A 13,682-nucleotide genomic window follows, 5' to 3' on the forward strand; every position below is an offset into this window, starting at 1 on the left:
TTGAACGTCGTCAGTCGGCCTGGGCCTTGATTTCCTGCCATAACTGCAGGTAAGCCTTGCGCTTGTCGTCGGTGATCGGCTCCTGGAACTGGATCCGCGACTGCACCGCCGGATTCGCCAGCACCGCACGGTTGAACGCGTCGGCCGGCAACGCTGCAACTGCCTTGACGTTGGCCGAGACCGGCGCGCCGACACGGGAATCCCACTGCGTGTAGAAACCAGGATCGATCATGTAGTTGATGAAGGCTTTCGCGCCGGCGACGTTATGCGCGCCCTTGGGAATCGACAGGGAATCCAGCCAGCCGATCGCCCCTTCCTTCGGGATCACGAAGGTGACCGGCAGGTTGAACTTGTTGCGCGCGCGTGCGGCTGATCCGCTCCAATACGTGGAGATGTAAAACACCCCCGACGCCACATACTGGTTCCAGTCGTTCTCTGAACTCCAGAACGTTTTCAGTTGCCCGGTCAGCGCCTTGAGCTTGTCCTTGACGGCATCGAGATTCTTGATGTCGTTGATATTCTGGCCCGTTGCGAGCGCTGCGAACTGGACCGCTTCGATTGCGTCGTCACGCATGCCGACATGGCCTTTGTACGCCGGGTCCCACAGCGCCTGGATGGTGTCCGGAACCGGATGGACCTTTGTGTCGTTGACAGCAAACGACGTCACGCCCCACACCCACGGAATGCCGTAGCTCTGGCCGCCAATCTCCAGCAAATGAGAATGGCGCATCTTGGGGTTCAGGTCGGCGACGTTCGACATCCCCGTCACATCGATAGGCTGAAGCAGGTTTTGTTCGCGTGCTTGCTGGTTGAACGCGCTGTTGACCATCACCACGTCGTACGCGCCCGGGTTGGTACGCAGCTTGGTGAGCATTTCCTGCTCGGAGTTGAAGAAGTCGTTGACCACGTGATACCCGGTCTTCGCTTCGAACTCCTTGAGCGCCCAGGGCTCATCCGTGCCATACCCCTTCCAGTTCAGCACGTGGACATCTTCGGCGTGCACGGCAAACGAAGCCAGGGCGGCTGTTGCCATTGCGCACGTCAACGCCCGTTTAAGTATTTTATCGATCAATGCCATTTCATGGACTCCCGGCAATCAAGTTGAACTCAAGCAGCACAGGCTGCGGCAGTAACTAGTTAATACAACTTAGTGAATCATCAAGCGCGGTGATCTTTCCCAGGCGGGCGCCTCTTAGCGCATCAGCAACGGCTGCATGGAAGCGACACAATGGGCGGTCAATCCATCTGTCCTTGCTCGCCCGCCCCAAGGCACGTTCAAAACTCCAGGTGCAATCCAAAATAGGCGGGATCGAGCAGACTGACGACGTATTCGACCGGGTTGCCGTTCTTGTCACGCGTGAGACGACGGGTGCGCAGGAACGACTTGCCCGGCGGGTGCTTCAGGATGTCGGCGTCGGCTTGTTCGAGCCCGATCACCTCCGCCCATTCTTCGCCGTGATCCGCAGCCATGCCGTACTCGATCAAGGTCTGGTTCAAGGAGCCGCCGATCAACCCCTGCAACGGCAGGTCCGCCAGCCGGTCGGAGAACGGAATCCGGCTGAGTTCGAGCGAAATCGGCCGTTCCGAGTCCGCCAACACCCGCAACCGGTCCACTGCGATAAAGGCAGGCTGTTGCAGCGCGAGTTGAACGGCGAGCTTTTCATCCTGGATCACCCGGATTTGCAGCAACCGGGTTTGAGCACCGCCGTCCGCCGTTTCGAGCGCCTTTGACCAGCCCAGCGCACTATCCAGCGTCTGACCGTTGTAAGTGACAAACGAACCCACGCCGACCTTGCGGGTAATCAGGCCCGTATTCATCAGTTCCTCAAGACCCTTGCGAACCGTGTTTCGGCTGACCGAGAACCGCTGCACCAACTCACTCTCGCTTTCCAGCAGGACGCCGTACGGCAAGCGCCCGGTCAAGATCTCGTCCTGGATCGTCGCGGCGACCATTTCCGCTTTTGAGGCGCCCACATTGTTCGAACGTTTTTTCATTGCAGCGCCCCCGATCGTGGTGATCTTTCTGTCCTGAGCGTCGAAAGAAAGGAAATGAGTTTATGCGAACATGTATGAACATGTTTTCATGCGTCTTGCCAAACATGAAATCTAGAACTTATGGAACATACCAATCGAGATGCCGTGCGGATTGGCGCCGGGATTAGCCAGCGGTAAACCTGAATTCGCTGATCCAGCCAACGTATACGACGCCTGATTGTGATTGGTCAGATAAGAAATCGTGCCGTATACGCTGGTACTTTTAGATAGATCATATTGAGCCAGTGCGGCAATCTGGTTCGCATTATTGGCGGCAGCGGTTTTATCATGCAACGCGGTATAGCCTAACGAAACAAATACGGACGGCGTGAATTGATATTTACCGGAAACACCATAAACGTCGACATTCAGATTAATGTCCGTCCATCTGCTGGCGGCATAACCGGCGTAAATCGTCGCCTTCTGGATGGTGTACGAAGCGCCGGCCTCAACAGCGGTATCGGTCGAGGAGTTGGTGGCGTTCTTCACGGCTTGCCATGCCACGGTAGCCGCGATCGGGCCGCTGTTGTACTGGAGGTCGGCCTGATAACTCGAACCCGCCGAGCGCAATCCGCCGGCATCGCCAAAACCAGCATATACGCCCGCCTGCAAGCCTCCTATGACCGGTGACTGATACGACACGGTATTACTTGTGCGCACGACGTAGGTCATCAAGTTACTGAATCCGGACGCCTGGGTCGCGGCGCCAAATGCATCCAGATAACCCTGGTCGTAAAAGACGGGCGAGTTTTGGCGGCCCAGTCTCACTTCACCCCAGTTACCCGATAAACCCACCCACGCCTGCCGGTTGAACATCTGTCCCGTGGAAGCGAACGTGCCGTCATTCGGATTAAAACCGTTCTCGAGCTGGAAGTTGACCTTATTGCCGTCACCAATATCCTCGGAGCCTTTTAATCCAAAACGACTGGCCCATTCGGAACTTGATCCGACGGCGGCGGTGTAGTGATTGCCAGTATTCACATACTGAAAGAATTCATCCACGATACCGTAAAGCGTCACGCCAGAATCCGCATGAGCGTAACTACACGACAACAACGCTGCACATGCAGCGTATCGACCCAGCTTCATATACCCCCCCGGTAATAAAAATAGTGGACGTGCAACGGCAGTGAACAAGCTGACCTACCTATTCGTTCCAAAAAGTACATGTATGAACAGGATCAAAATGTAGGTTGCCATTTTTTCGTAGTCAAGCGATTTGCACGTAGGGGAAAATGCTTAGATGACGGCGAGGGCACGGGTGCGTATGCGGGACCAAAGGCGCCGTGCGGCGCTGAATGACTTCCTTTCACGTTCGAACCTTCGGCGTCCCTGGCGCTCGCGCGGTCCTTTCGAGATTGAAAGGTGAGCCCGGACTTCGGGATGTTTCCTGATCCTGACAACGGCAGTTCGTCATCCCGCCCCCGCCACACGATCAAGCAGGTCCTCTGGTAACGTATCCGACCAAAGTGCCTCCGCTCATGAGCCCACCGCATGAAGACAATCCCCCTGTCGGCCGCCCGTACCCTGCATCTGATAGCCCAAGGCCTGCTTACGCCGCCGCGCCGCAAGGCGACAAAAACAGACGTGCTTGACGCAATCCGCCGCATGGCGCAGTTACAGATCGATACCATCCACGTGGTCGCTCGCAGTCCTTATCTTGTGTTATTCAGCCGCCTTGGCGACTATCAGCCACAATGGCTCGACGAGCATCTGGCCGAGGGTTCCCTGTTCGAATACTGGTCGCACGAGGCCTGCCTTGTGCCGATAGAAGACTACGGTCTGTTGCGTCATCGAATGCTTGATCCTGTCGGGATGGGCTGGAAATACGCGGCAGACTGGCATGCAAAACATCGCGACGACATCGAGCGCCTGCTCGAGCGCATTCGGGCGACCGGCCCGATTCGCTCGGCGGACTTTGCTCGCGAAGGCGGCAATGGCAGCGGCTGGTGGGATTGGAAACCCGAGAAACGTCACCTGGAAGTGCTGTTCGCGACCGGTGAACTGATGGTCGCGGAACGGCGCAATTTCCATCGGATTTATGATGTGACCGAGCGCGTGCTGCCGGACTGGAATGACGCGCGCGACCTGCCGCCCGCCGAAGCGGTTCCGCAGGAACTACTCAAGCGCGCTTGTCGCGCGCTGGGTATTACTCGTGCCGACTGGGTAGCGGACTATTACCGCATGCCACGCCGTCCATACACCTCAGCGCTTCATGAACTCGCCGATGCCGGTGAGTTGATACCCGTGCGAGTCGACGACTGGAAGGCAGATGCGTTCGTGCACCGCGACCTGGCGGACAAACTGGACGATGTGGTCACCGGCCGCCTCGCTTCCACAGTGACCACGGTACTGTCGCCGTTCGATCCCGTCGTATGGGACCGCAAGCGCGCGAGCACGTTGTTCGGGTTCGACTACGCGATCGAATGTTATACGCCAGCCGCAAAGCGCAAGTACGGTTACTTCGCACTCCCTATCTTGCATCGCGGGCGTCTGATTGGACGGGTCGACGCGAAGGCGCATCGCACGCAAGGTATTTTTGAACTCAAGTCGCTGCATATCGAACCGGGCGTGCGCGTGGGCACAGGCTTGACGGCCGACCTGCGCCGCGCGCTGCAGCGTTGTGCGGACTGGCATAAGACACCGCAGCTAGCAGCCGGCGCGGGCGTTCCCGCAACGCTCGCTGCTGCATTGACTGGCGTGTCGTGAACGTCGGATCAACGTGTTCCCGGATATCCACCGTATGAAGGCCAGCAACGGCCCTCGCCGCCTCACACAGCGCTTGTCAGCCGGTCCACCAACACCCGTGCAAGCGGCGGCAGGTCTTTCATGCTGCGTACGCAGATCTTGAGCTTACGTTCGGCCCACGGGTCGTTGAGGCGGATCATGCGGATATTCAAGGTCTTGCCGTGGCGTTTCGCCACCGATTCGGGAACGATGCCAATGCCAACACCCAGTTCGATCATCCGGCATGCAGCTTCAAAATTGCCTACCTGAATGCGCAGTTTCAGGCGCGCACCCAGTGCGTTCGCGGCAGTGACGATGAACGCATGGATCGCGCTGGTCGTTGGCAGTCCGACGAAATTGTCGTTCAGTGTACGGGCGAAGTCGACCGATTCCTCAGCCGCCAGCGGATGATCCAGCGACGTCACCAGCACCAGCCGGTCATCGCGATACGGCAACATCTCCAGGTGATCGGCGCGCACATTGCCCGCCACGATACCTATGTCCGTCGCACTCTCCGCCACGCCCTTGACGATCTCGCCGCTCAGCACTTCGCGCAGGTCGATATTGATATCCGGATGATCGCGCAGGAAAGCGCTCAGTACTGAAGGCAGGAATTCGCTGATCGCGGTGGTGTTGGCCCAGATGCGTACATGCCCCTTGATGCCCTCGCCATACTCCTGCATGTCACCGGCCAGATGCTCCACGCGCTCTTGCACCAGGCGCGCGTGATGCACGAATGCCTCGCCCGCCGGTGTCAGCGTCATGCCCTGGCTGGTCCGGTACAAGAGCTTGAAACCCAACTGCTCTTCAAGGTTCTTGATACGGTTGCTCGCCGCGGGAGGCGAGATATGGCAGCGCTCGGCGGCTCGTGCGAGGTTCCTGGTGTCGGCCAGATTGACAATGAGCGTCAGATCGACGAAATCGAAATGCATGTCGGTGGCGGCTTGGGGTGGCAGATAGCGGTGGCGGAAATGAACCGAAACCGCAATCTTAACGGACCATGAAGCGCATCCTCAACAATGCTGAATTCCACCGAGCCGCGCGCTCTGTCAGAGTTGAAGCCTTGAAACTGTCAAAGCGCCGTATGCCTTTTCTAAACGTTGCTCAGCGTGCGCCCACCATTCGCCGTGCTTTCAGGATCACCGGCATATCGACCATCTTCCCGTCCACAGCTACCGCCGCACCGCCGCTTGCTTCCACCGCCTCCAGCACACGCCCGGCCCAGGCCAGCTCCGCAGCCGTCCATGCATATGCGCGATGCACAGCGTCGATCTGCTTCGGATGAATACAGAGCTTCGCGCCGTAACCAAAACGACGGCCCCGCCGTGCTTCGGCCTCAATGGTGACAGGATCGTCCAGCACGGTCGAGACACCATCGACCGGCATGGCCAAGCCGGCCAGCCGCGACGCGAGCACGATCTGCGAGCGGAACATATCGAGTTCCTCGCCGTCGCCCTCCACGTTCAAGTCGATCTGAAAATCCAGCGTGCCGAACACGATGCGCTGTACCCGCGGAGCCCCGCATAGCAGCGTAAGGTTTGCGAATCCCCGCGCGGTTTCCACGATTGGCAGAATGGTCAGCGACGCATGCGCATGCGCCAGCACCGTCTCTATCTGCTCGCACGTTTCAGCCTTCGGCAACACGATACCCGCCACGCCCGGATGATTCGCGATCACCGCTGCATCGTTGGCAAACCACTCGGTATCCGCTGCATTGATCCGTACGAAAGCGGGACGGGCTGCGTCCATGTGCCCGAGCACTGCATCAAGAGCGGATGACTTTTCTTGCGGCTGGACCGCATCTTCCAGATCGAAGATCACGGCGTCGGCGCCGCTCGCGCGGGCCTTTTCGAAACGCTCGGGACGATTGCCCGGGACGAACAGATAAGAACGCTCGCTCATGCCCGCACATCCGTTTCAAAGAGCGAACCGATGCGTGTCTCCGATGCAATGCCCCACGCGGCGTCGAGCAAACGCGATGCGTCTTCGTCCGACGCCGCGCCCGAGAAGGCGGCAAGCCGCCGAAACTTCATGGTGATCTCTTCGCGTGAAAGCGTGTTGCCGGGGTCGCCCTTCGGTTCATCGACCCGCCCCGTCAGTTCGCGGCCATCGCGCGTGTGGACCGTCACCTTGCCTATCCAGCGGGCTGGATAGGCAAGGTCAACTTCTTCGTCGAAGACCATTTCTACCTTGTCGCGAAAAGCGGCGACCTTTGTAGCGGCGTAGCCTTCCTCGAACTCCGTCACGCCCGCATAACCGTGATAAGCGACGAGCGCCAGCACCGTACCCATGTTGAACTTCGCCTGATGAACCGTCGTGGGCACGGTCACAGCGCCCAGTACATCGATTGCACCTTGATGCACCCGCGCCGTCACGCGCTCGATGTCTTGCGGCTTTAGGCCATGCTCTGCCATCACTGCAAGTAACGCGTCAGCGGCGGGATGGGTATGGCGGCAAGCAGCGTGATACTTGAACGAGGTTTCAGTCAGCGCCCAGCGTTCGCCCAGGCGGTCGGTGAGGCGAGACGGGTCGGCGTCCGTGGACATGCCTGCCGCCATGCCCTTCTCGCCCTCCAGGATGCGCGTGGCGCCCTTGAAGCCGTCGGCCCCAAGGGCGGCCCCCATCAGGCCGTTGGCGGCCGCCATGGCCGTGTGAAGCTGTTTGGAATCGGCGGCGTCACGCAAGAACTCCCACAGCCCGCTAGCCTGCGTACCGGCCGAACCAAACGCGTCGAGCATCTGCACCGGCGTTAAACCCAGCATCCGTCCCGCGGTGGCCGCCGCCGCGACAGTTCCGGCCGTACCCGTCGTATGAAAGACCTTGTAGTGCGAGCGCCCAAGAAATTCGCCAATGCGAATCCCCACCTCGTACCCAGCCACCACCGCCGCGATAAAGTCCCGGCCCGACGCGTGCGCGGCCTGCGCCAACGCCAACGCGACGGGGAACACGACCGTCGCCGGATGAAACACGGAGCCGTTATGCACGTCGTCCTGTTCCACGAAATGCGAGGCGGCCGCGTTCACCATCGCGGCGAAATACGGCGTCGCGCGCGTGCGGTCGATCAGCACTTCCGACTGGCCGTTGCCGTTCGCCGCGCCCGCCATGCTCGCGAACAATGCGATGCTTTCGACCGGCCGCGCGCCCTTGCCGCCCAGCGCCGACCCGAGCCAGTCGACATACAGGTTCACCGTGCGCTCCACGACGTGCTGCGGAATATCGTCGAAGTGAAGCGATGCCGCGAAGGTCGCGAGCGTGCGGCTGGGATGATCGGTCATCATGGTGATCGCCTGAAAGGTTTAGAGGGTGCCGGCTTCGCGCAACGCCTGGATCTGCGAGGCTTCGTAGCCGAGTTCACGCAGGATGGCGTCCGTGTGTTCGCCCAGCGCCGGAACCGGGTCCATGCGCGGCATGAACCCGTTCGGCATGCCCGGCGGCAGCAACGCGGGAATCAGTCCCGCCGATGTGCCGACTTCGCGCCAGCGATCGCGCGACTTGAGTTGCGGATGCGCCCAGACATCGGCCAGCGTATTCATCTGCGCGTTGGCAATGCCCGCGGCGTCGAGTCGTTGCAGGACCTCGGCCGCGGTCAGTGTGCTGAACGCAGCGATAATCAGTTCGCGCAAGATACTGCGTGATGCCGAGCGTTTCGAATTCGCGTCGAAGCGCGGATCGGTGGCCAGCGACGGCTGTTCAAGCACGCGTTCGCAAAACACTTTCCATTCACGTTCGTTCTGCAAACCCAGCATGACCGTCTTGCCGTCGCCGGCCAGGAACGGGCCGTACGGGTAGATCGTCGCGTGCGACGCGCCGGATAACGCAGGCGGACTCTGGTCACCAATTGCGTAGTACAACGGATAACCCATCCATTCGACCATGCTTTCGAGCATCGACACGTCGATGCGGCAACCTTTGCCCGTGCGTCCGCGCAAGATCAGCGCGCTCAGGATGTTCGAATACGCATACATGCCGGCGGCAATATCAGCGATCGAGCAGCCCGCTTTCGCAGGTTCTCCGGGCGATCCGGTAATCGACAGGAATCCTGATTCGCTCTGGATCAGCAGGTCATACGCCTTCTTGTCACGATACGGACCGTCGGCCCCGTAGCCCGAGATGTCGCAGACAATCAGCTTCGGGTACTTCTTGCTCAGCGTGTCGTAGCCGAGGCCGAGCCGGTCCGCCGCACCCGGCGCAAGGTTTTGCACCAGCACGTCAGCATCCGCCACCAAAGTATCGAGAATCTTCGCGGCTTCCGGTTGCTTGACATCGAGTGACAGGCTTTCCTTCGAGCGGTTCGTCCACACGAAATGCGACGCGAGCCCATCCACGCGTTCATCATAACTACGTGCGAAATCGCCCGTTCCTGGCCGCTCGATCTTGATCACGCGTGCGCCCAGATCGGCGAGTTGACGCGTACAGAACGGCGCGGCAATCGCGTGTTCGAGCGTAATGACCTTGATGCCGTCGAGTGGTCTCACGATTCAGAATGACCGTGGCAAACCGAGGATATGTTCGGCGACATACGAAAGGATCAAGTTGGTGGAGATGGGCGCGACCTGATACAACCGCGTCTCGCGGAACTTGCGTTCAACGTCGTATTCACAGGCGAACCCGAAACCACCGTGAAATTGCAGGCACGCGTTGGCTGCTTCCCACGACGCGTCCGCCGCCAGCAACTTCGCCATGTTGGCTTGCGCGCCGCAGGGTTCGTGAGCATCGAAACGACGCGCCGCTTCAAAACGCATCAAGCTTGCCGCTTCCACGTTAACGAACGAGCGCGCGATGGGAAACTGCACGCCCTGGTTCTGCCCAATAGGCCGTCCGAATACGATGCGTTCTTTCGCATAGGCCGTCACCTTGTCGACGAACCAGTAGCCGTCGCCAATACATTCCGCCGCAATCAACGTACGCTCCGCATTGAGGCCGTCGAGAATGTACTTGAACCCCTGCCCTTCCTCCCCGATCAGGTTTTCAGCGGGGATATCCAGGTTGTCGAAGAAGAGTTCGTTGGTCTCATGGTTGACCATGTTCAGGATCGGCTGCACGGTCATGCCGTGGCCGATCGCCTCACGCAGGTCTACGATGAAAATGGACATGCCTTCGGACTTGCGTTTTACATCGGCGAGCGGCGTCGTGCGGGCAAGCAGGATCATCAGGTCGGAATGCTGCACCCGCGAGATCCATACCTTCTGGCCGTTGATGACGTAACGGTCGCCGCGGCGTTCCGCGGTGGTCTTGATCTTCGTCGTGTCCGTGCCGGTGGTCGGTTCGGTGACGCCCATCGACTGGAGGCGCAAATCACCGCTCGCGATCTGCGGCAGGTAGCGTTCTTTCTGTTGCGCCGAGCCATGCCGCAGCAACGTGCCCATGTTGTACATCTGACCATGGCATGCGCCGGAATTGCCACCAGCCCGATTGATCTCCTCCATGATCACCGACGCTTCCGTCAGGCCCAGTCCCGAACCACCGTATTCCTGCGGAATCAGCGCGGCGAGCCAACCCGCTTTCGTCAATGCATCAACGAAGGTTTCCGGATAACCGCGCGCTTCATCTATCTTCCGAAAATAGTCGCCGGAAAATTGCTGGCACAGGTCGCGAACCGCTTCGCGAATGTCCTGGAACTGATCGGAGTGGGTGGTCTGCATAGGGACTTTTTTAGATTCAGGCGAGCGTCGCGGTGGCGCGCATCGTCAGGTAACCGTCGTGGTCTTTCGCCCATAACTCGACGGTTCGGCCGTCATCCGATCGTTTGCCGCACACGGTAAATGGATTGGGCGCAAAGGTCGGGCGCAGCGCGCGGAAAGCGAAGCTTGCGATATTCGCATCGGGCAACTCGCGGCGCACGAGATCCACGAGCATGGTGGCGATCAACGGGCCGTGCACGATCAACCCCGGATACCCCTCTTCCTGCGTAACATAAGGATGATCGTAATGAATCCGGTGACTGTTGAAAGTCAGCGCCGAGTAACGGAACAGCAGCACGGGCTCGGTCGGTATCTCGCGGCTGAAGGTCTCGTCGGCGGGTGCTTTGGCCGGTTCTTTCTTCGGCGCGTTGATGGCGTCGGGTGCGGGCTCGTCGCGATACACAATGTCGTGCTCTTCCTCGATCTTGAGCGTACCGTCCACTTCAATCTCATGCTGCACCGTCACGAACACGAGCCGCCCGGTGCGGCCCGTCTTGTCCTCGATATTCACAATGGTCGACGTGCGCGTCGCCTCTTCGCCAACCACTAGCGGCGCGTGAAATGTCAGGCGTCCGCCCGCCCACATCCGGCGCGGCAGCGGCACGGGCGGCAGGAAACCGCCGCGTTTCGGGTGGCCGTCGGGACCGGTTTCAGATAAGGGCGCGATCGGTAAAAAGTAGAGCCAGTGCCATAGCGGCGGCACGTTTTTCGTCTCGGGTTCCCGGTTCAGCGTAGCGGCCATGGCCGCCAGCGGGAAAGCGGTAATCACGTCATGAACAACTTGCGTCTTATCCAGCCAGTCGTCGAATCTTTCAGTCGCTTCGGGCACGATGGCGTCTCTCGTTGTACGTGGCAGCGGGGTAGATAGGCGGCGTCAGCAATGACTTCGACTATGAACCCGTCTACCCGTTTCGCGAAGTCGTGATTTCTGAATCGGGGGTTTTGTTTTAGTTAACGCTCAGTTCAAGGCGCCTCCGGCGCGTGCACGGAGTGATGCCCGCTCGCGCCGGTATAGAGGCTATTTGACGTGGTGCTGTACCGCTATGCTTGGCAGAAAACGCCCGGCTGGAAGGGCTGCGAGTGTGGTTTGGGCGTGCCGGTCGACAATTGCTTTTCGATGAAGCTTGGGTTCGGCGTGTCTTGGCGCCTTGTGCTTCGAGCACGCGTCGGCGTTCAGGGACAACGACGCGAATCGGGCCGCGGCGCCAAGATCGCGCCTTCATGCTGCCCGAACGAGCCGCTTCCAGATGGTCAAAGGCACGAGCGCATAGTCAGAGTCAGTAATCAACGCGTCTACCCTCTTCCGGCAATCACGCTACACGCAGGCCTTCGAGGTACGTCGCGCGCGGCACGGGCAAGCGACCTGCCATTGCGACCCGCACAAAATCGGCCCTGAGGCCAAGGCCAATCGAGCCACGATCCGACAAACCCGCCGCCTTGGCCGGCGCCGACGATATCGTGCGAATAGCCTGTGGCAGCGACCACCCGGCTTTATCGACGAGTTCAAAGGTGGCGGTGAGCAAACTCGACGGCACATAGTCCGACGACAAGATGTCGAGCAGCCCCGCACGCGCCATCTCAAGCGCGGATACGTTGCCCGAATGCGAGCCGCCCCGTACGACGTTCGGCGCACCCATGATCGTTGCAATGCCATGATCCCTCGCCGCCTGCGCCGCGGCCAGCGTCGTCGGAAATTCGGCGAGGACAATACCGTCATTCACAGCTTCCAGCACGTGCTCGATGGACGTGTCGTCGTGACTCGCGAGCGGCAGACCCAGCGTTTTGCACCGCGCGACGATCTCGCTGCGATGAACCCGCGCGTACCGATGCTGGTCCTCAGTCAGTTCACTGAGCACCGTGCTTGCGTGTTCGTCGGTCCATTTTCCATGACGCTCCTGATACCGGCGCCACTGGACCGGATCGTGCCATTGACGCTGGCCCGGCGTATGGTCCATCACGGAGACAAGGCGCAAAAGCGGATGCGAAACCAGTCCCTCGAATACGTCGAGCACGTCCGCTGCCGCCACTTCGCATCGCAGATGCAGGAAGTGATCAACGCGCAGCATGCCGCTCTCTGCCAGCCGCTCGATCGAGCGCGCGCAGTTGGTTTGTATCTCCTTGCCGCGTACGCCCACGCCTCCACGCGAGCCAATCGCGAGTGAATCGAAAACTGTCGTGATGCCGGCAGTTGCCACTTGAGCATCGTGCACGAGGATGGCCGCGTCGTGATTCCACAACACGCCCGGACGCGGCGCGATATGCTTTTCGATGTTGTCGGTATGCAGTTCGACAAGTCCAGGCAACAGATAATCGCCGCCCCAGTCCTCGGCTTCAGCAACCGAGGTCGTGCCAGGCGCTACCTCGGTTATGCAGCCCCCGGCTACCTGTAATACGCCTGTGAACTCTTCATCGCGAGTGACAATACGCGCGTTTTTGATCAGCATGTCTGCAAGGTTTCCGTAGTCGTTGAAGCCGTTGCCGCCTGTGCGGCGGGCGCGTTGAGTTGGATCACGCGAGTGGCAACACGTTCACGCGTGTCCTCGTCATGAAAAATGCCGACGATTGCCGCGCCCCGCACGCGCGCTTCCACGATGAGATCCGCCACCACCTGCCGGTTCTCGGCATCGAGCGACGCAGTGGGTTCGTCGAGCAGCAGCAACGGCTGTTCAGCAATCAGCCCCCGCGCGATATTGATGCGTTGTTGTTCACCGCCTGAGAACGTGGCCGGTGCAAGCGTCCACAGACGCCGCGCCACGTTGAGCCGTTCAAGCAGCGTGCCGGCACGTACCCGCGCGTCTTCTTCGTGCACACCACGCGAGATCAAGGGTTCGCTGACAAGATCAAGCGACGACACCCGCGGGATAGCGCGCAAAAACTGGCTCACATAACCCATCGTAGTACGGCGCAGGCGAATTACATCGTGCGGCAACGCATCCGAAAGCGACAGGTATTGCGATGATCGGCTGTCGTCGCGGATGGCAACCGTGCCACGCGTGAGCAGATAGTTGCCGTACATGCAACGCAGCAACGTACTCTTGCCGGCACCTGAAGGCCCCGACAACACGACACACTCGCCTCGTTCTACATCGAGCGACACACCGCCCAGTGCAGCGATGCGCACGCCACCCTGCTGATGCAGCGTAAAGGTCTTCTTGACCCCGCGCGCGCGCAGCATCAGCGACGCGCGTTCAGCAAACGCAAGCTCATTGGAAAGATCGGCATTGGCATTCATTCTCGTAC

At 60.0% G+C, this 13,682-nt stretch carries 12 protein-coding genes; 1 reads left to right on the forward strand and 11 read right to left on the reverse strand.

Annotated elements, in window-relative coordinates:
* Nucleotides 1-10: 10 nt before the first annotated feature.
* From ACSQ8V_RS09775 to ACSQ8V_RS09785, 3 genes are all read right to left on the reverse strand, one after another.
* Nucleotides 11-1,078, reverse strand: a complete 1,068-nt coding sequence (locus ACSQ8V_RS09775) for an ABC transporter substrate-binding protein (protein WP_436205591.1) — start codon at nt 1,076-1,078, stop codon at nt 11-13.
* Between the two features lie 197 nt (nt 1,079-1,275).
* On the reverse strand, nt 1,276-1,995 hold the full coding sequence (locus ACSQ8V_RS09780) for a GntR family transcriptional regulator (RefSeq protein ID WP_213768448.1): 720 nt from the start codon (nt 1,993-1,995) through the stop codon (nt 1,276-1,278).
* A 111-nt stretch (nt 1,996-2,106) separates the two neighbouring features.
* A complete protein-coding gene (locus tag ACSQ8V_RS09785) occupies nt 2,107-3,123 on the reverse strand; it encodes a porin (protein ID WP_213768447.1) in 1,017 nt (338 codons plus the stop codon).
* A 405-nt stretch (nt 3,124-3,528) separates the two neighbouring features.
* Between ACSQ8V_RS09785 and ACSQ8V_RS09790 the strand changes: the two genes are divergently transcribed.
* On the forward strand, nt 3,529-4,743 hold the full coding sequence (locus tag ACSQ8V_RS09790) for a winged helix-turn-helix domain-containing protein (protein WP_436205592.1): 1,215 nt from the start codon (nt 3,529-3,531) through the stop codon (nt 4,741-4,743).
* Between the two features lie 62 nt (nt 4,744-4,805).
* On the opposite strand, the gene ACSQ8V_RS09795 is transcribed toward ACSQ8V_RS09790, so the two are convergent.
* From ACSQ8V_RS09795 to phnL, 8 genes are all read right to left on the reverse strand, one after another.
* A complete protein-coding gene (locus ACSQ8V_RS09795) occupies nt 4,806-5,693 on the reverse strand; it encodes a LysR family transcriptional regulator (protein WP_436181771.1) in 888 nt (295 codons plus the stop codon).
* A gap of 172 nt (nt 5,694-5,865) precedes the next feature.
* Complete coding sequence (locus ACSQ8V_RS09800) at nt 5,866-6,663, reverse strand: HpcH/HpaI aldolase/citrate lyase family protein (protein ID WP_436205593.1); 798 nt, start codon at nt 6,661-6,663, stop codon at nt 5,866-5,868.
* A complete protein-coding gene (locus ACSQ8V_RS09805; protein WP_436206630.1) occupies nt 6,660-8,036 on the reverse strand; it encodes an MmgE/PrpD family protein in 1,377 nt (458 codons plus the stop codon). The genes ACSQ8V_RS09800 and ACSQ8V_RS09805 overlap by 4 nt, the downstream gene beginning before the upstream one ends.
* Before the next feature lie 21 nt (nt 8,037-8,057).
* Nucleotides 8,058-9,236: a CaiB/BaiF CoA transferase family protein gene (locus tag ACSQ8V_RS09810; RefSeq protein ID WP_436205594.1), complete on the reverse strand. Its 1,179-nt coding sequence runs from the start codon at nt 9,234-9,236 to the stop codon at nt 8,058-8,060.
* A 3-nt stretch (nt 9,237-9,239) separates the two neighbouring features.
* Nucleotides 9,240-10,403, reverse strand: a complete 1,164-nt coding sequence (locus ACSQ8V_RS09815; protein WP_436205595.1) for an acyl-CoA dehydrogenase family protein — start codon at nt 10,401-10,403, stop codon at nt 9,240-9,242.
* A gap of 16 nt (nt 10,404-10,419) precedes the next feature.
* Nucleotides 10,420-11,271, reverse strand: a complete 852-nt coding sequence (locus ACSQ8V_RS09820; RefSeq protein ID WP_436205596.1) for an FAS1-like dehydratase domain-containing protein — start codon at nt 11,269-11,271, stop codon at nt 10,420-10,422.
* 481 nt (nt 11,272-11,752) lie between these two features.
* Nucleotides 11,753-12,886, reverse strand: a complete 1,134-nt coding sequence (locus ACSQ8V_RS09825) for an alpha-D-ribose 1-methylphosphonate 5-triphosphate diphosphatase (RefSeq protein ID WP_436205597.1) — start codon at nt 12,884-12,886, stop codon at nt 11,753-11,755.
* A complete protein-coding gene (phnL, locus tag ACSQ8V_RS09830; protein WP_436205598.1) occupies nt 12,880-13,674 on the reverse strand; it encodes a phosphonate C-P lyase system protein PhnL in 795 nt (264 codons plus the stop codon). The genes ACSQ8V_RS09825 and phnL overlap by 7 nt, the downstream gene beginning before the upstream one ends.
* Nucleotides 13,675-13,682 lie beyond the last annotated feature (8 nt).

It is taken from the genome of Caballeronia sp. LjRoot31 (genome assembly GCF_964253885.1).
Lineage (GTDB): Bacteria > Pseudomonadota > Gammaproteobacteria > Burkholderiales > Burkholderiaceae > Caballeronia.